Source organism: Dyella sedimenti, from assembly GCF_022760995.1.
GTDB classification, from domain to species: domain Bacteria; phylum Pseudomonadota; class Gammaproteobacteria; order Xanthomonadales; family Rhodanobacteraceae; genus Dyella; species Dyella sedimenti.
In genome coordinates, this window is record NZ_JAKWJO010000003.1 from 167184 (window position 1) to 186213 (window position 19030).

At 71.6% G+C, this 19030-nt stretch carries 7 protein-coding genes; all 7 read right to left on the bottom strand.

Going from position 1 to position 19030, the window contains the following annotated elements; translation table 11 throughout:
• Positions 1-21 precede the first annotated feature (21 nt).
• Positions 22-1284, bottom strand: coding sequence for an O-antigen ligase family protein (locus MJ605_RS08440; protein WP_243040995.1), 1263 nt, complete (start codon positions 1282-1284; stop codon positions 22-24).
• On the bottom strand, positions 1272-2372 hold the full coding sequence (locus MJ605_RS08445) for a polysaccharide deacetylase family protein (RefSeq protein WP_243040996.1): 1101 nt from the start codon (positions 2370-2372) through the stop codon (positions 1272-1274). Before MJ605_RS08445 ends, MJ605_RS08440 begins: the two co-directional genes overlap by 13 nt.
• Positions 2366-3496 carry a glycosyltransferase family 2 protein gene (locus tag MJ605_RS08450; protein ID WP_243040997.1) on the bottom strand — a complete coding sequence of 377 codons (1131 nt, stop codon included), beginning with the start codon at positions 3494-3496 and terminating at the stop codon, positions 2366-2368. Before MJ605_RS08450 ends, MJ605_RS08445 begins: the two co-directional genes overlap by 7 nt.
• Before the next feature lie 28 nt (positions 3497-3524).
• Complete coding sequence (locus MJ605_RS08455; RefSeq protein WP_243040998.1) at positions 3525-9932, bottom strand: non-ribosomal peptide synthetase; 6408 nt, start codon at positions 9930-9932, stop codon at positions 3525-3527.
• Positions 9929-17113: a hybrid non-ribosomal peptide synthetase/type I polyketide synthase gene (locus MJ605_RS08460; protein WP_243040999.1), complete on the bottom strand. Its 7185-nt coding sequence runs from the start codon at positions 17111-17113 to the stop codon at positions 9929-9931. Before MJ605_RS08460 ends, MJ605_RS08455 begins: the two co-directional genes overlap by 4 nt.
• A gap of 44 nt (positions 17114-17157) precedes the next feature.
• Entirely contained in the window at positions 17158-18075 is a 918-nt protein-coding gene (locus tag MJ605_RS08465; RefSeq protein ID WP_243041000.1) for a cupin-like domain-containing protein, read from the bottom strand.
• Positions 18076-18327: 252 nt separating this feature from the next.
• Positions 18328-18978, bottom strand: coding sequence for a hypothetical protein (locus MJ605_RS08470; protein WP_243041001.1), 651 nt, complete (start codon positions 18976-18978; stop codon positions 18328-18330).
• Positions 18979-19030 lie beyond the last annotated feature (52 nt).

The following is a 19030-nucleotide window of genomic DNA, read 5'->3' on the forward strand; positions in this document are numbered from 1 at the left end:
GCCTCGTTTCCTCGGACGGATTCAGCCGGCCGTGCGCAACAGCACGGCCACCAGCACGTACAACCCGGCGATGCTGCCCATCGCCGCGGGCACCCAGCGCCAGCCGCCATCGGACAGGGTGAACATGCGCAGCCCCGGCAGGCGCCGCTGCGCGCCCACGTAGTAGCCCGTCACCATGGCCAGGACCAGGTACAGCACGATCATGTAGCTGCGGCTCAGGAAGAACGCCGCGGCGAACATGCCGCACAGCGACAGCAGCAGGGCCAGGCCCAGCGTGCGTTCCTCCCGTGCCGTGGCCAGGAGTTCCGCGTCCCCGGACTTTGGCTGGTAGCGCAGCACCGCGAACATCATCCAGAAGCTATAGCCGACAAAGGCGAGCCACAGCACGTAACCCACGAAGCCGGCCTCGGCCAGCACCAGCACGAAGGAGTTGTGCGCGGTGAGGTCGTTGTACTCGGTGAAGTTGCCCGCGCCCACGCCGAACAGCGGGTGGGACATGAACATGTGCAGGCCCGAATACCAGGCATCCACGCGGCCGTTGGCCGATTCCTCGCCCGCGTCCAGCTCCTGCATGCGCGAGGAAAGCAGCTTCATCGCTGCCAGCCCCGCCGCACCCAGCATGCCCGCGACGAGCGCGCCGCGGCGGTACCAGACATAGGCGCCGGCCACCAGCAGCACGGCCAGCAGGGCGCCGCGCGAATTGGTCAGGTAGATGCCGTACAGCAGCAGCAGCGCGCCGGCATGCCAGAACAGCTTGCCCAGGACGCCCGCGCGGTGGGCGAGATAGACGGCCATCGGCAGGGCGGTGACGAACAGCAGGCCCAGGTCGTTGGGATCGTTGAAGATGCCCACGTACTGGATGCGCCCGTCCTCGCCCACCGGCACGCCGGTCCAGCCGATGCCGCTGCGGGCCTGGCCCACGCCGTGCAGGGCCAGCACGAAGGCGCACAGCGCGATCACCCTCATGGTGGCGATGGCGTGGGCGCGCGTGGTGCAGGCCGCGGCCAGGATGAAGAACGCGATCACCGTCGGCCCGAACTTGCCCAACTGGTCGAGCATGCCGCCGACCCAGCCGTTGGTGGCCTGCGAGATCATCAGCACCAGCAGGAAGGCCGGCAGTATCGCGAACTGCGGCGCGGCGAAGGTGCGCGCGCGCGAACCCGCCCAGGCCAGGAAGGCCAGCACCAGCACCACCGGCAGCACCGGCACGCCGGCCAGGGCGGGCAGGTAGTCCTGCGGCCGCACGATGGTCAGCACCAGGTAGAGCAGGATCAGTGGGACCATGCCGCCGCTTCCTTCGCCGCGTCGGCGTGGGCCGGCGGATAGCTCATCAGCCGGGGCAGGGTGAGCATGGCGGCGAACCAGCCCGTGCCCATGTTGCGCTCCACCGCCAGCCGGAACAGTTCGTAGCGGTTGGCGGCCGGCTGCGGATTGGTGCCGGGCAGGTAGCTGCAGGCCAGGGCGTAGCCCGCCTCGCGGGTGGCCGCCATCACCCGTTCGTCATAGGCGCGCTGGCCGCCCACCGGGTAGGAAAGGTGCCGTGGCGCTTCGCCCAGCTCGCGGCGGAGCGTGTCGCGCGAGTGGCGTATCTCGAACTCCATCTCGGCCTGCGGCAGCTTGGACAGCATGCGGTGGTGCACGCCGTGCGAGCCGAACTCGAAGCCGGCCGCATGCATCTCGCGCACCTGCTCCCAGCTCATCGGCCGGCAGTCGGGCGGCGCGGTGTCGCCGGGCATGTTCCATTCCTGCTCCAGGCGGCGGGTCATCGCCGTCTGCACCAGCGCGTCGGTCTCCTTCATCTGGTTCAGCACGTGGCCGGCCAGCGCGCGGCGCGCGGCTCGGTCCGCCGGCATCGGCAGGTCGATGCCCAGTTCCGGCAGCTGCAGCCGCCGGGCCGGGCTGAGCAGGATCATGTGCACCAGCCAGTCGTAGCCGTAGGGCCGCCCGCTGTCGATGTGCCCGGTGGAGACGAAGAAGGTGGCCGGCACGCCCAGCTCACGCAGGATCGGGAAGGCGATGCGGTAGTTGTCGTCGTAGCCGTCGTCGAAGGTGACCACCACCGCATCGTTGGGCAGATCCTGGCCGGCGTTGATCGCGGCGGCCACGTCGCCCAGGCGCATCGGGCGGTAGCGCTCCTTCACCAGCTGCATCTGCGCGCGGAAGCCTTCCGGCGTGGCGCTGATCAGCTCCAGGTCGAACTCGTAGCTGGCGGGATCGGGCAGCGGCATCACGCGGTGGTAAGCCAGCACGCGCAGCTCCCGCCGCCACCACGAGCGCATCCGCTGCAGCGAATGCAGCAGGCCGCTGCGGTAGCACAGCTGGCCCAGCTGGCCCCGCAACCCCACGTGCGTGCCGATGTCTTCCATCACCATAGCTGCAGTCCCCGGTTGCGGGCGAAGGCCAGCAGGGCCTGGGCCGCGAACAGATTCAGGTAGAAGAACGCCACCGCCAGCCGTACCGGCAGCCAGCGCGCCACCACCGGCTGCATGCGCCCGGCCAGCACCAGGGCGCCGCCCGCCAGCAGCAGCGCGAAGGTCGCGGCACAGGCAAGGTGCACGGTGGCCAGGTAGGTGGAGGTCAGCGACAGCGCCAGCAGCAGCCAGGGCGCGGCCAGGCGCAGCAGCTTGTGGCTGGCGAAGCGGAACCAGGCCGGGTTGCGGCCCGGCCACAGCAGCCATGGCGCCAGCTGGATCAGCTGGCAGTTGCCGGCCAGCGTGCGGATCTTGCGCACGCGCTCCTCGGCCGGCGCCTGGGTCACCCGGTCCCAGGCCAGCGCGCGCGGCTCGAACACCACGCGCTTGCCGGCGGCGATCACGCGCATCGGCACCAGCACGTCATCGAGCACGGTGCCTTGCGGCAGGGGCCGGTAAAGCTCGCAGCGCATCGCATACAGGGCGCCGCTGACGCCGATGGTGGAGCCGGACAGGCTTTCCGAGTGGCGGATCAGCTTCTCGTAGCGCCAATAGGCGTCGACGCTGTGCGCGAAGCCGGTTTCCGCATCGGCCAGCAGCAGTTCGCCGCCGGCCGCGCCGACCGAGGGATCGGCCAGGTTGGCGACCAGCTCGCGCAGCGCCACCGGGGCGAGCTTCTGGCGCACGTCGGTCATCAGCAATACCTCGCCCCTGGCGATGGCGACCGCGTCGTTGAGGCAGGCGGCCTTGCCGCGGTGCCGCTTGAAATCGAGTATGCGCACGCGCGGATCGCCGAAATGGCGGGCGAGGCTGGCGGTGGCATCGGTGCAGCCGTCACAGGCGACGATGATCTCGATCCGCTCGCGCGGATAGTTCAGCGTGCCCAGGTTGGACAGCTTGCCCTGGATGAAGCGGGCGCCGTCGCGTACCGCGATGATGACCGAGACGGTGGGCCTGATCGCCTGCTTGTGGACGGGACGCGGCCACAGGCGCGCCTGCAGCCAGACCAGCAGGGGATAGCCGGCGAAGATATAGGCCAGCAACACCCAGCAGGCGAGAAACACGGCATAGGCCAATCCGATCATGTGCATTCCCCCTGTGGCAGTGACCGCGTCATCGCCGTCCGAACAGCTTGCGCAGGCGTTGCCCCAGCGCCGCGCCGCGCTCGGACGGCGCGGGCGCCTCGGCCAGTTCGGCGGCCAGCGTGGCCAGCGTGCCGTTGGCGATGTCGAGCAGGTTGAGCCGCACCCCGGTGTCCCGCTGCACCCGCGCGGCCATCTCCACCGCCAGCAGCGAGTGGCCGCCGATGTCGAAGAAGTTGTCGCTGGTACGCACCTGGCTGAGGTGCAGCAGCTCGCGCCAGATGCCGGCCAGCAACTGCTCGCCGGACGTCTTTGGCTGCACCGCCAGTTCGGCCAGGTCGTCCGCCTGTGCGCCCGGCGGCGGTAGCGCCGCCAGGTCCACGCTGCCGTCCGGCAGGCGCGGCAGCTCGCCGAGCAGGGTCAGGTGGCGCGGCATCGCATGGGCCGCGAGCACGCGCGCCAGCGCGGCGTGCAGGCGCTCGCGGGTGGCATCGCCGCCATCCCCGGCCACCGCGTAGGCAGCGAGTTGTACGTCGCCCTCGGCGGATGCGCGCGCCACCGCCACGGCCTGCGTCACGCCGGACTGGGCGAGCAGCGCGGCCTCCACCGTGGCCGGATCGACCTCGTGGCCGTGCACGCGCACGCGCCGGTCGTAGCGGCCCAGTGGTTGCAGCTGGCCATCGGCGAGCCGGCGCCCGCGAAAGCCGGTGGCGCGCAACGGCGCGGCGGACGTTTCCCCGGCGCGCACGAGATCGAGCGCCGAGCGCTGCCCGAACGGCTGGCTCAGCGTGGCGCCATCCACATGGATCTCGCCGATGGCGCCCGCGGGACACGGGCGTTGTTGCGCATCCAGCACCCAGGCGCCGGCGCCGCCCAGCGGATGCCCGCTATGCACGCACTCGGCGGGACGGTCGATGCGGCCGACGGCGAGCGCGGACGCGCTTTCGTCGGCGCCGAACAGGCTCCACACGCCCGCGCAGCGTTCCGACAGCGCGGTCGCCAGGGCCGGCGACGGCATGCCACCGGTGCAGACCGCCTTGAGCGAATGGCGTCCCTGCCATCCGGCGGCCAGCAGCGATTGCCATTGCGGGGGCGTGGCGAACATCACGCTGGCCTCGCCCGCATCGATCAGGTGGGCCAGCGTCTGGCCATCGGCGCCGTGACCGGCCTGCGTGAACCGGGCGCCGGCGACGAGTGGCAGCAGGTGTTCGAGCATGGCCAGCCCGGTGGTGGCCGGCGCCGTGCCCAGCACGCTGTCGCATGGGCCCAGTTGCAGGGCGTCGCGCAGCCCGTGCAGCATCAGCGCCAGGGCGCGGTGGCCGATGGCGACGCCGCGCGGCAGGCCGTCGGCACCCGGCACGTAGCAGGCGAAGGCGGGCTGCTCCGGCGCGGCGCGCGGGGCATCGGCGCGCATGGCCGACGCGGCGATCAGTTCGTCGGTGTCGCTGTCCAGCCACAGGGCGCGCTGGCGCGGCCACTCCAGCGTGGCTTCCAGCGCCGCGTCGCCGACCATCAGCGAGGCGCCCGCGTCGTCGAGCAGGTCGCGCCACCGCGCGGGCGGGTCGTCCGGGTCGAGCGGCAGCACCGTGCCGCCCACCTTGAGGATGCCGAGCAGGGCCGACAGCCGGCCGACGCCCGGCGCGGCGCACAGCGCGACCACGCTGCCGGGCTTCGCGCCGCGCCGGCGCAGGCAGGCCGCCACGCGGTTGGCGCGCATTTCCAGTTCGCCGTAGGCGGTGGTCCAGTCGCCCACGGCAAGTGCCGGCGCCTGGGGTCGGGCGTCGGCCTGGGCCTCGAACTGGGCCACCACGTCGTCGGGTTCGACGGCATCGGCGCCCTCGTTCCATGCGCGCAACTGGTCCAGCTCCGCCTCGTCGGCGGCGATGAGGGCATCGATGGTCTGCCGCGGATCGGCACTGACGCGCGCCATCAGGGCGAGGTAGCGGTCGCGCTGCAGGCGTGCGGTCTCGGCCTGAAGGATGTCGGCGTTGTAGGTGACGCCGCCCAGCAGGCCCTGGGCGTTTTCCAGGAACCACAGGCCCAGGTCCTCGGTGGCGCCGCTCTGGAACAGCAGGATCTGCTCGTGGCCGAGGCCACCCCAGTCCACCACGCGCTGGCGCGCATCCTGGAAGGAGAACAGCGCCTGGTACAGCACCGCGCCGTTGCCGTGCCCACTGCGCAGCTCGCGCTGAAGGTATTCCAGCGGCACGTCGGGATGGCCGAAGCTCTCGATCGCGGCGTCCTTCACCTGGCGCACGAAATCGATGAAGCGCCGCGACGGATCGACGGTGACGTGCAGCGGCAGCAGGTTGTTGAAGTAGCCCATCACCGACTCGACGTCGGTGTGGTTGCGCGCGCGCACCGGCGTGCCCACCACCAGGTGGCGCTCGCCGGTCATGCCGCTCAGCATCACGTAGTACAGCGCCAGCAGCGCCATGTTGAGCGTGGCGTCGGCCTGCCGCGCCACCGCGTGCATGGCGTCGGTGGCCTCCTTGGACACGCGGATCCATTCGGTGCGGCCGATGCCGGACATGCCGGGGCGGCGCGGGTGGTCGGTGGGCAGGGCGCGCGTTTCCTGCGCCTTGCCCAGGCGTTCGCGCCAGTAGCCGAGCTGTGCCGCGAACGGCTCGCTCTCCAGCCATTGCGCGTGCCAGGCGGCGTAGTCGCCGTAGCTCACCGGCAGCGGCGGCAGCGGCGAGGGGCTACCCTCGGCGAAGGCCTTGTACAGCTGCGACAGTTCCGCGTAGAGGATGTCGAACGACCAGCCGTCCCAGATGATGTGGTGCGGCATGAAGAAGAACACATGCTCGTCGTCGGCCAGCCTGAACATGCGCGCGCTGAACAGCGGCGCGCGGGCAAGGTCGAACGGCGTGTCGGTCAGCACCTGCAGCCGGCGCATCAGTTCCGCCTCGCGCTCGTCGGCGGGAAGGGCGGAGAGATCCTCGGCGGGGAACAGCGTGATGCCGATGTCCTCCACCACCTGCATGACCTCGCCGTCCTCGCGACGGAACGCGGTGCGCAGGATCGGCTGGCGCTGCATCAGCGCGCGCATGGCCTGCTCGAACGCGGCCTCGTCCAGCCTGCCGCGCAGGCGGTGCGCGGAGGGCGCGTTGTAGGTGACGCGGCCGGGCTGCAGTTCCTCCAGCGCCCACAGGCGCTGCTGCATCAGCGACAGCGGGGCGCGCCGCTGGTCGGCGCGGCGCTCGATCGGCGGCACGGCGGCAGCGGCGCCGCTGGCCTTGAGCTGGTCGATGGTGGCGGCGAGGCCGGCGATGGTCGGCGCGTCGAACAGGGTGCGGAACGACAGCGCGAGGTCGAACTCGCGGTTGAGCCGCGCGGTGAGCTGGGCGGCCAGCAGCGAGTGGCCGCCCAGGGCGAAGAAGTTGTCGCGCGCGTCCAGGCCAGGCAGGGCCAGCACCGCTTCCATCGCGGCGGCGACGCGCTGCTCGGTGTCGCCCTGCGGCGCCTGCCGCTCGCGCTGCGTGGCCACCGTCTGCACCGGCGGCGCGGGCAGCGACTTGCGGTCGATCTTGCCGTTGGGCAGCAGCGGGATCGCCTCCAGCGCCATGACGTGCTGAGGCACCATGTAGTCAGGCAGGCGCTGGCGCAGTTGCGGGCCCAGCTCGGCATCCTCGATGGCGGCGCCCTCGGCCGGCACCACGTAGGCCACCAGGCGCACGTCGCCGGGCCGCTCCTCGCGCGCCACCACCACGGCGCGCGCGATCCCGGGCAGGTCGGCGAGCGCGCTCTCGATCTCGCCCAGCTCGATGCGGTAGCCGCGGATCTTCACCTGGAAATCCAGGCGGCCGCGATGTTCCAGCAGGCCGTTGGCCAACCAGCGGCCACGGTCGCCGGTGCGGTACAGGCGGGCCTGCGGGCGTGCCGCCCAGGGATCGGGCAGGAAGCGCTCGGCACTGAGCGCCGGGCGGTTGAGGTAGCCGAGGGTGACGCCGTCGCCGCCGATATGGATCTCGCCCGGCATGCCCAGCGGACAGGGCTGGCCGCGCTCGTCGAGGATGACGACCGTGGTGTTGGCGATCGGCCGGCCGATGAAGATGCCGGCGCGCGGGTCGCTCACGCGCCACAGCGTGGACCACACCGTGGTCTCGGTGGGGCCGTAGGCGTTCCACAGTTCGCCGCAGCGTTCCAGCAGGGTCTCGGCCAGGTCCAGCGGCAGCGGCTCGCCGCCGGCGATGGCCTTGAAGCCCTGGCGACCGGGCCAGCCCGATTCGAGCAGGATGCGCCAGCCGGCCGGCGTGGCCTGCATCATGGTGGCGTCGTGGCGTTCCACCAGCCGGCGCAGCGCGGCGCCGTCGCGCACCTCGTCGTAGCTCGCCAGCACGATCGCGGCGCCCACGCTCAGCGGCAGCATCAGTTCCAGGAAGGCGATGTCGAAGGACAGCGTGGTGACCGCCACCAGCCGGTCGTCCTCGCCGATGCCGGGTTCGCGCTGCATGGCGGTGATGAAGTTGGCGGCGGCGCGGTGCGGCACGCGCACGCCCTTGGGTTTGCCGGTGGAACCGGAGGTGTAGATCAGGTAGGCCTCCGATTCCGGCGTGGCGGAGCGCTCGTCGCGCGGCAGGCGCGTGTCGCTGGCGGCCTCGATCAGGGCTGCGTCGCGGCGCAGCGACAGCACCTGCGAAGGCAGGAAGGCGAAGGCGGCGGAAGCCTCGTCGTCCACGATCAGCGCGGCGAGCGCGGCATCCTCGGCCATGAAGGCCAGCCGCTCGGCGGGAAAGCCGGGATCGAGCGGCACGTAGCCGGCGCCGGACTTCAGCACGCCCAGCAGCGCCGCGACCATGTCCGCGCCGCGCGCCAGCGACAGGCCGACCAGGCTGCCGCGTCCCACGCCGCGCGCGCGCAGCACGTGGGCGATGCGGTTGGCGCGCGACTCCAGCCCGGCGTAGCCGAGCGGCGCGGCGCCGTCGATGGCGAGGCGCGAAGGCGCGCGGTCCACCTGCGCCTCGAAGTACTCGTGGGCCAGCTGCTGCTCGGGATAGGGCGTGCGCGAGGGTTGCAGCGCCTGCAGGGCCAGCCAGGCCGGCTCCGAGACCAGGCCCAGCGCGCCGCCGGGCGCCTCCGGCGTGGCCGCCGCGCGGCGCAGCAGGGTGGCATAGGCATCGAGCCAGGCGCGGATGGTGGCGTCCTCGAACAGCTCGCTGTTGTACTGGCATTCCAGCCGCACGCCGCCCTGTACCTGCACCGCGTTGACGAACAGTTCGAAGTTCTCGTAGGCGCGCGGGTTGCCGGCGAACTCGAACGACAGGCCAGGAAAGCTCACCGTACGCTCGTCCAGCGCCTGGTCCAGGTTGAACAGCACGCTGGCCAGCGGCAGCCGGCCGGGGTCGCGCGGCAGGGCCAGGCGCGCCAGCAGGCTGCCGATGGTGTACTGCTGGTGGTCGAAGGCATCGAGCAGGTCGCCGCGCACCAGGGCCAGGCCATCGGCGAACGGCGTGGCGGGATCGATCGCCACGCGCAGCGGCAGCACGTTGACGCAATGGCCCACCAGCGCGTGGTGGCCGCCGGCCGCCTGGCCGGCCGAGGGAATCCCGATCACCACCTCGTCCTGCCCGCTCAGCCGCTGCAGCAGCAAGCCGAAGGCGGCCAGCAGGGTGGCGTAGAGGCTGGCGCCGCGCTGCGCGCCCAGCCGCTTCACGTCCGCGACGAGGGCGGGATCCAGCAACAGGTCCTCGCGCCGCGAGCAGAAGCTGCGCCGGCGGGGACGCGGACGGTCGGTGGGCAGGTCCAGCATCGGCGCGCCGCCGGCGAAGCGCCGCAGCCAGTAGGCCTCGTCGTCGGTAGCGGTCTGGCTCTGCGCATGCGCCGCCTCGGCCAGCGCGTAGTCGGCGAACGGATCGGCCGGCGGCAGCCCGCCACCCATGCCGAGCTGTTGCGCGTACAGCGCGGCGAGGTCGCGCACGATCACGCCGAACGACCAGCCGTCGCACACGATGTGGTGCGCGGTGAACACCAGCAGGTGTTCCTGCGGGGCGAGCCGCAGCAACTCGGCGCGCACCAGCGGGCCGTGCTCCAGGTCGAACGGCGTGGTCACCGCGCGTTCGAGCGTGAGCGCGACATCGGACTCCTGCTCGTCGGGTCCCATCCATGACAGATCGCGCAACGCGCAGGGCAAGGCCTGCTGCGCGGCGATGCACAGCTCGCCGCCATCGGCGCCGAAAGTAGCGCGCAGCGCCTCGTGCCGGTCCATCAGCTGCTGCAGCGCGGCCCGCAGCGCGGCGGCATCCAGCTCACCGTGCAGGCGCAGCGAGATCGACTCGTTGTAGGCCAGCGAGGCGGCCGGCTCCAGCGTGGAGGCCAGCCATACCTCGCGCTGCGGCGCGGTGGCCGGCACCACGCGCGCCAGCGTCGAGCCGGCGAACGGATCGTAGTCGACGGCGACCGCGGCGGCGGACAGCGGGAGCGAATCGTTGGGACTCATGCGGTGACCCTCATGTATTTGCCGGGCACGTCGGGATTGGGCACGAACCAGGCGGGGCGGCCGTCCGCGTCCTTGCCCAGGCGCGCACCGAGCACCGGCGGGCTGCTGGCGTCGAAGGCCCGCGCTTCCACGTCCCGGCGGCGCGGCAGGAATTCGGCCTCCTGCATCTCCAGCACGGAGTCCTTGAAAGCCTTGGCGATCGCCTGGAAGTCCTGCTCGCCGTGCGCGGTGGTGAAGAAGCAGGGGAAGTTGTCCAGCACGTGCACGCCGCGGCTGCGCATCATGGCGAACAGCAGGTCCTGCAGCGGATGGTCCTCGGTGAAGCTGGTTTTCCATACCGAGGCGAAATGCACCAGCTGGATCGGCGCGCCCACGCTGGCGCAGAACGCGTTCAGCTCGTCCATCAGCAGGCTGGTGCGCGCGTTGAGGCGCTCCTGCAGGGCCGCGCCATTCGCCTTCAGGTGATTGAGCACCGCGTGCGCGGCGGCCAGCGCCAGCGGATGCCGCACGAAGGTGCCGGCGAAATAGGTGACGCCCACGGTGGGAATCGAGGCGTCGCCGTACTGCCAGCCGCCGCCGTCCAGCGCATCCATGTAGCGGCGCTTGCCGGCGATCACGCCGATCGGGAAGCCGCCGCCGACCACCTTGCCGTAGGAGGCGAGGTCCGCGTCGATGCCAAGCACCGCCTGCGCGCCGCGCGGATGCGAGCGGAAGCCGGTGACCACCTCGTCGAAGATCAGCAGCGCGCCCGTGTCGGCGGTGATCGCGCGCAGCTCCTTGAGGAAGTCGCGCGGCTGGAAATCCGGCCGGCGGCTCTGCACCGGTTCCACCAGCACCGCGGCGATGCTGGCGGCGCGCTCGCGGATGATCTGCAGCGATTCAGGCGTGCCGTAGTCCAGCACCAGCACGTTCTCCGAGGTGTTGCGCAGGATGCCCGGCGCGGCCGGCACCGAGCGCAACTTCTTGGTGCCGCGCACGATCACCTCGTCGAAGATGCCGTGGTAGGAACCGGTGAAGATCACCAGCGTGTCGCGGCCGGTCACCGTGCGCGCGACGCGGATGGCGCCCATTACCGCCTCCGAGCCGGTGTTGCACAGCGCGGCGCGGTCGAAGCCGGTCAGCTCGCATACCTGTTCGGCCACTTCGCCGGCCAGCGGGTGCTGCGGGCCGATCTCGTAGCCGGCGTCGAGCTGGCGGCGCACCGCGTCGAGCACGAAGTCCGGCTGCCAGCCGAACAGGTTCATGCCGAAGCCGTTGAGCGCATCGACGTACTCGTTGCCGTCCAGGTCCCACACCTTGGAACCCTTCGAGCGGTTCACCACGATCTGGTAGATCATTTCCTTCAGCAGCGGCCGGAAGCCGTTGACCACGCGCGGGTCGGCGAGGTGTCCACGGTGGCGCGCGGTGTATTCCTTGGAGGCGCGCGTGCGGTCGATGTAGCGCCGCATGAAGGCGTCCAGCCGCGCGCGCTGGCGCTCGCTCAGCTCGGTCTGGGTGGAATGGATGCGCGCGATGGCGCCGAAGGCTTTCTTCACGTCGTAGGTGGTGTGCGCCAGCGCGGCCTCATCGTCCGGCGCGGCGGGCTCCGCCGCCTGGCGCGCCACGGGGGGCGGCACCGGCGCGGATGCCGCCGGCGCGGCGGCCGGGGCGGCGATGGTGCCGCCGTGGGTTCCGGCAAGCAGGGCCAACTGCTGCTGCATGATCTGCATCTGCTGCTGGATCAGGTCCTGCACCACGTTACCGGTGGGCGCGACGGCGGCGGCGACGGTGAGCATCGGCGCGCCGGCCTGGGCCGTTGCCGGCGCGGGTGGCGCGGCGGTATCCGACGGCAGCAACTGGTCGATGTGCGCGGCGAGGCGCTCGAAGGTGGAGTGCGACTCCATCAATTCGCGAAAGGTGATCTTCAGCGCGAAGGTCTTCTGCAATTGCAGCGCGACCTGGGTGAGGGCCAGCGAGTCGAGTCCCAGTTCGACGAAGCCGGCTGTCGGGTCCACGCCTTGCAGTTCGGTGCCGGCCACGTCCTCGAACAGCTCGACGAGCTGGCCGAGCAGGCGGCCGGTACGCGGGGAACCGGGCTTGGCTTCGGGGCGCAGTGCTTCCATGGGACTCTCCGCAGAAGGGGCAGACGATGGGTTGAACAACGGGACGACATTGCTGGGCGCCGGCACCGCGGCGGCCGGCGCGGGCATGGCATCGATCCAGTGGCGCCTGCGCTCGAACGGGTAGGTGGGCAGGCGCACGCGGTGGCGGACCTGGCGGGTGTCGAGCGCCGCCAGGTCGAGCGCGGCGCCGGCGCACCACAGCGCACCCACCGCGTCGAGCCAGACGGCGGTTTCGCGCTCGGGCGCATCGGCCAGCGAAGACACCACGGCATGGCCACGACTCAGCGGATGCTGGCGCGCCAGCGTGGCGAGCGCCGCGCGCGGCCCCACTTCCAGCAGGATCGAAGGCGCCTGTGCCAGCTGGACGGCCAAGGCGGTGGCATAGCGCACGGTGCCGCGCAGGTGGCGCGTCCAGTAGTCGATGGAGCGCGCCTCGTCGTCGCCCAGCGGCTGGCCGGTCAGGGTGGAGACGATGGGCAGCCGCGGCGCGGACAGGGCGATGGCGGCCACTTCCTGGCGGAATGGCGCAAGCGCCGGGTCCATCATCGCGGAGTGGAAGGCGTGCGAGGTCTGCAGCAGGCGGCAGGCGACGCCGTCGCTTTCCAGCGCCAGGCGGAACGCCTCGACCTCGGCGCTTTCGCCGCTGACCACGCAGGCGCTGGGCGAATTCTCCGCCGCCAGGTCCAGCGTGGCCGGCAGGCGCGGCGACAGCCGCGCGGCATCCAGGCGCACCGACAGCATCGCGCCGGCCGGCAGGGCCTGCATCAGGCGGCCGCGCCGCGCCACCAGGCGCGCGCCGTCGGCCAGGCTCATCACCCCGGCCAGCACCGCGGCCACGAACTCGCCCACGCTGTGCCCGATCATCGCGATCGGTTGCACGCCCAGCGACATCCACAGTGTCGCGAGCGCGTACTCGATGGCGAAGGTGGCCGGTTGGGTCAGCGAGGTTTCGCGCAGCGCGTCGGCATCGTCGGCGAACAATCGTTCGCGCAGGTCGAAGCCCAGCTCGCCGGCCAGCGCCTCGGCGCATGCATCGATCGCCTCGCGGAACACCGGGTAGGCGGCGTACAGCCCGCGCCCCATGCCGGCGTACTGCGAGCCTTGCCCGGGGAACAGGAACACCACGCCGGGCGCGGCTGCCAGCGGTGTGCCAGCGTCGGCGGCGCCGAGCCCGCGCAGCCGTTCGCCGGCCTCCGCGGCACTCGCCGCGACCACGCGCAGGCGCTGGGCGAATGCCTTGCGGCCATGCGTCAGCGTGTAGGCGACGTCGGCGAGGTTGGCCTCCGGCGTCGCGGCGAGGTGCTCGCCCAGGTTCGCGGCGGCGCGCGCCAGCGCCTCGGCGGAGCGGGCGGAAAGCAGCAGCAGCTGCGGTCCCTCGGCCGCATCGGATGCCGGGCGCGGCGGCGCTTCCTCCAGGATCACGTGGGCATTGGTGCCGCCCACGCCGAACGAGCTTACGCCCGCGCGGCGCGGCGATCCGGTGGCCGGCCATTCGCGCAGCGTGTCGTTGACCACGAATGGCGAGCCGGCGAAGTCGATCTTGGGGTTGCCGGACTGGAAGTGGACGGTCGGCGGCAGCAGGCGTTCGCGCAGCGACAGCGCGGTCTTGATCACGCCGGTGGCGCCGGCCGCCATCACCAGGTGGCCCACGTTGCTCTTGACCGAGCCGATGGCGCAGTAGCCGCGCTCGTCGGTGTCCCGGCGGAAGGCCGCGGTCAGGCCCTCGATCTCGATCGGATCACCCAGCGGCGTGGCCGTGCCGTGCGTCTCCACGTAGGAAATCGAGCGCGCGTCCACGCCCGCGTCGTCCAGCGCCATGCGGATCACCGCCGCCTGGCCCGCGCTGCTGGGCGCGGTGAAGCTGGCCTTGGCACCCCCGTCGTTGTTGACCGCTACGCCGCGTATCACCGCGAGGATGTCGTCGCCGTCGCGCTCGGCATCGGACAGGCGCTTGAGCAGCACCACCGCCGAGCCGTCGCTGAAAGTGGTGCCCTGGGCCCGCGCATCGAAGCTGCGCGTATGGCCGTCCGGCGACAGCATCGAGCCTTCCTGGGCGAGGTAGCCGCTGCGTGGCGGGCAGGTGATCGAGGAGCCGCCGGCCAGCGCCATCTCGCACTGGCCCGCGCGCAGCGCGGCGACCGCCTGGCAGATCGCCACCAGCGAGGTGGAGCAGGCGGTGTTGAGGCTGATCGCCGGCCCGGTGAGGTTGAGCTTGTTCGCCACGCGCGTGGCGAGGTAGTCCTTCTCGTTGCCCAGCATGACCTGGAATGCGCCGAACTTGTCGATCAGGTCGGGCCGCGTGCGGACGTGCCGCTGGAAGTAGGTGGCGTTGTGCATGCCGCCGAACACGCCGACCGGTGCCGGGTGCGCGTCGGGCACGTAGCCGGCGCGTTCCAGGCACTCCCAGCACAGCTCCAGGAACACGCGCTGCTGCGGGTCGGTCAGCTCCGCCTCGCGCGGCGACATGCCGAAGAAGGCCGCGTCGAAATCCTCCACGCCGTCGATCACGCCGCGCGCCGCGACGTAGGCGGGATCGTCGCGCTCGGCGACGGGCACGGCCGGATCGAGTTCGCCCGGCTTGAAGAAGGTGATCGATTCGCGGCCCTCGCAGAGGTTGCGCCAGAAGCGCTCCACCTCGTTCGCGCCGGGAAAGCGCCCGGCCATGCCGATGATGGCGATGGCCTCGCCGGCGTCGCCCCGGCGGCCGCGCGCCAGCCGCGTGGCCAGCGCATCGGTAGTGTTCCCGCCTTCGATCAGTGCGGCCAGCGCCGTCGCCGTCGGGCCGCCGAAGAAGGCGGGCACGGTGGGGGCGGCGGACAGTTCGGCGTGGATGCGCGCCAGCGTGCGCACCGCCAGCAGCGAGTGCCCGCCCAGCTCGAAGAAGTTGTCGTGGCGGCCGACCTGGTCGAGTCCGAGTGTCTCGGCGAACAGCGCGCACAGCTTGCGCTCCAGCGGGGTCGCGGGCGGCACGTAGGGATCGGCCAGCTCGGGACGGCGGCTGTCCGGCGCGGGCAGGGCGCGGCGGTCCAGCTTGCCGTTGGGCGTCACCGGCAGGCTGTCCAGCCGCAGGTAGATGGCCGGCACCATGAACTCCGGCAGCGCGCGCGCCAATTGCTCGCGCAGCGCATGTGCCGTGAGATGCTCGTCGGTGGCCACGTAGTAGGCGACCAGCCGCTTCTGCCCGGGCCGGTCCTCGCGCGCGAGCACGGCGCCGGCGCGCACGCCGTCGATGCGTTGCAGCGCGGCCTCGATCTCGCCTAGCTCGATGCGGAAGCCGCGGATCTTCACCTGGTGGTCGGTGCGGCCGATGAACTCGACCACGCCCTCCGGCAGCCAGCGCGCCAGGTCGCCGGTGCGGTAGAGGCGGTCGCCGGGTTCGCCGGATGGATCGGGCACGAAGCGCTCGGCGGTCAGTTCGGGGCGGCCGAGGTAGCCGCGCGCCAACCCGGCGCCGCCGATGTAGAGCTCGCCTGCCACGCCCACCGGCACGGGCTCGCCGCGCGCGTTGAGCACGTGCAGCGTGGTGTTGGGAATGGGCCGCCCGATCGGGATGGCGTGCGCGCGTTCGTCCAGTTCGCGGGGGATGGCGTAGGTCGCCGAGAAGGTCGTGCACTCAGTGGGACCATAGCCGTTGATGATGGTCACGTGCGGCAGCGCCGCATAGGCCTTGCGCACGTGCGCCACCGACAGCGCCTCGCCGCCGATCAGCAGCTGGCGCAGGCCCTCCAGGCAGGTGGCGTCGTCGTCGACGATGGCGTTGAACAGCGCGGCGGTGAGCCAGGCGATGCGCGCGTCGTGGCGCTGGATCGTGCGCGCCAGCCCGCAACCGGTGGGAATGCGTTCGCCATGGATGATGCACGTGCCGCCGTTGAGCAGGGCACCCCAGATCTCCAGCGTGGAGGCGTCGAAACCCAGCGGCGCGGCATGCAGCATGCGCGGCGCGTCGCCGAACGCGACGTAGTCCGCCTCGCGTACCAGCCGGATGATGGCACGGTGCAGGATCTCGGCGCCCTTGGGCGTGCCGGTGGAGCCGGAGGTGTACATCACGTAGGCCAGCGCCTCGCCGTCCATCGGCGGCAGCGATGGCGGCGGCGCCGCGTTTTCCAACTGGCCGAGGGTGAGCGCCGGCATCGCCGCGCCGGTCGGCGCGGCGGCGTCCCCCGCCATGACCAGCAGCACCGCGCGCGCATCGTTGAGGGTGAAGGCGAGGCGTTCCGCGGGATGGCCGGCATCCAGCGGCAGGTAGGCGGCGCCCGCCTTGAGGATGCCCAGCAGGGTGACGATGGCCTCGGCCGAGCGCTCCATCATCAGGCCGACCACGTCGCCGGGACGCACGCCCGCGCCGGCCAGGCCGGCGGCGACGCGGTCGGCGCGGGCGTCGAGCTCGTCGTAGCGCAACGGCGCGCCGTCGCCCGCCACGGCGATGCGTGCGGGATGGCGCCGCGCGGTGGCGGCGAACAGGCCATGCACAGTGTCGCCGGGATGGCGCGGCACGCCGGTGTCGTTCCAGGCCTGTGTCAGCAGTTGCCGTTGCTCGCCGCCGATCACGTCGATCTCCGCCAGCGGCCCATCGACGGGCGACGCCAGCGCGGCCAGTACGCGGCGCACGACCTGGGCGAGCAGGCCCAGGCCCTGGCGGTCGAAGGGCGCGCGATGGCGCACGCGCAGGGTGGCATTGGCAGGGTCCAACTGCCACACGCTGGCGGCATCGATGTCCATCGCCCCGGCATCGCCGCCGGCCACGCACCAGGCTGACGGCGCATCGGCGGGAACGGCGCGGGCGAGGGACTCTTCCATGGCATCCATCCAGGCATGCCGATCCAGCGCGGGCAGCGCATCCACCTCGCCTCCGCGCAGCTGTCCTTGCGCGGCGAGCGTCACCCGCACGCGTTCCGCGCCGGTCAGCGCGGACTCGGCCCATGCCAGCGCGGCGCACAGCCGGGTGGCGGGCACGCCGATGCCATCGCAGGCGAACGCCGTTTCCTGCCAGCCGGTGTCGTGCGGGCTGGCCTGGCGCGGCAGCACATCGAACAGTCCGGGGATGGATTCGGCGGGTGGATCGGGCAGGCGGGTACTCATGGCATTCACGGGCTCGGTGGCTGAGGCGGCTGCGCGCGCAGCGTTCAGTCCGCGACGGCGTAGGCCGTGCGGTGGGCGAGGGAAGGGCAGGCGGGTGGGTGGCTGCCGGTGCCGTGCAGCGCGATCATCGCGGCGGCGCCGGCGTAGCTCAGGCGATCGAACAGGGCATGCGCGCCCACCGCCGGCGGATGCAGCCCCTTGCGGCGCAGCAGGTCGTGCAGCACGTGTTCCATCGCGTTGCGCCGCGTCGCGTCGGTGCTGTAGGTGAGGCTGATGGTGATCGAGGGCTCGTCGCCCGTCTCCACCATGTGCGGGCTGGTGATAGGCATGTACACGCCCATGCCCGGACCCACCTCGAAGACCCGGGCGCGCTGGCGAAACGCCTCGTGCCAGGTCACCTTGTCCAGTTCGTGGCGCGAATGGAAGCAGTCGCGCGCCAGCTCGCTGCACACGTCCGCATCGGCGGCATCCCACACGTACACCTTCTTGGTGCCGTGGATCTGCAGCAGCAGGCCGTGGTTGCGGTCGATGTGGAATGGCGTGGTGGTATGCGGGGAGGCGACGAAGATCCAGCCGGCGCGGTAGTACATGCCGGGATCCTTGCGCTCGATGTGCGGCATCGCCGGGTCCAGCACGCGGTCGATCAGCTCGCGGTAGGTCGGGTCGGCCTGCACGTGGCGCAGCAGCATCCAGGCCTTGGCCTCGTTGATGCCCTGCAGCGTGTCGGCAACCGAACGCCGGTTGGGATACAGGCGCGCCACGTCATCGAAGTTCGCGTCCGCGCCAGCCTGGTTGTTGAAGGTGAACAGGTGGTTGCTGCCCTGAAAGCGCTTGCCCAGCGCCACCAACTGGTCGGGCTGCAGCAACGGATGATCGGCGAGGCGATGGCGCAGGTCCTGCATGCGCCATGGGTCGAACGCATCCCAATCCATCTCGATCAGCGAAGCCGAGCCTGCATGCATGGCTTACACCCTCCCCCGCGTGGCGCGGTACTGCCTGGCGAATCAGACCTCGTCGTGCCGGGAGCTTGCTGCCGCGCCCGCGCGACGTTCGATGGCACTCCCCCGGTGGGTCCTGTCTGGACTGGTTTCGATTGTCGGCTGATCGGGAGGCTTTTTCCCTAGACCATCCCGGCTATTCCTGCCCCTATCCCTTACTGCCTATGACGCGCGATGCGTGCATGGCGTCACTGCCCATGCGCATGGCGCGGTCCGCTATTTCGACTGGAACGCGAACAGCCACAGGATGGCGCCCTGGATCGGCGAGCCCACCCAGCTCACGCGATACGTGCCGGCCGCTGCCACCTGCCGGTAGGCCACGGCGCATTGCACGCCGCTGTTGTCGGGAAGCTGCAGGTAGTCGTCGATCACGGTGAAGCCGTCGCCGGGGCGCGCGCTCATGTGTTTCACTCCTGCATCACCCCACCACACCGCCACCAGCAGCGCGGGGCCGGTCGTCGTCACCTCGCCGCTGGTGAGCACCAGGGATGGTTGCGGATAGTTCTGGGCCATGTCCTTGAGCACGCCGGCATGGCGGATCTCGACCAGTGGCATGGAGATCTCGCCCTGCGGGTAGCCGGGCTTGTCGATGCGCACGCTGTGCGCCGCGCCGCCCTTGCCGTCGAGCGCGACATAGGCGGCCACCTCGAAGGCGCCGTCGTAGCCGCGATAGGCCACGCGCTCGCCGACGCGCTTCCAGCGGTTGGCGTAGCTGTCCGTCGGCGGCTCGTCGTTCCTGGCGTAGCCGCCGCTGAGCACGAGGAACGAACTGCCGCTGGCTTGCGTGTCCAGCCGCGGGCTGATCGCGGGCGTCACGCCCATGCCTTCGGAATGGGTGAGCAGCGCATGCGCGCCGAGCGTCGGCATGGCTGGCTCCTGCGCGGCCGCCGCGCGCATGCCCGCCAACGCCAACGCCAAC

Bases quoted from the DNA above. Each gene is read 5' to 3' on its own strand.
- MJ605_RS08445 (WP_243040996.1), bottom strand. From the start codon at position 2,372: ATGGTGATGGAAGACATCGGCACGCACGTGGGGTTGCGGGGCCAGCTG.
- MJ605_RS08440 (WP_243040995.1), bottom strand. From the start codon at position 1,284: ATGGTCCCACTGATCCTGCTCTACCTGGTGCTGACCATCGTGCGGCCG.
- MJ605_RS08465 (WP_243041000.1), bottom strand. From the start codon at position 18,075: ATGCATGCAGGCTCGGCTTCGCTGATCGAGATGGATTGGGATGCGTTC.
- MJ605_RS08470 (WP_243041001.1), bottom strand. From the start codon at position 18,978: ATGCCGACGCTCGGCGCGCATGCGCTGCTCACCCATTCCGAAGGCATG.
- MJ605_RS08460 (WP_243040999.1), bottom strand. From the start codon at position 17,113: ATGAGTACCCGCCTGCCCGATCCACCCGCCGAATCCATCCCCGGACTG.
- MJ605_RS08450 (WP_243040997.1), bottom strand. From the start codon at position 3,496: ATGATCGGATTGGCCTATGCCGTGTTTCTCGCCTGCTGGGTGTTGCTG.
- MJ605_RS08455 (WP_243040998.1), bottom strand. From the start codon at position 9,932: ATGAGTCCCAACGATTCGCTCCCGCTGTCCGCCGCCGCGGTCGCCGTC.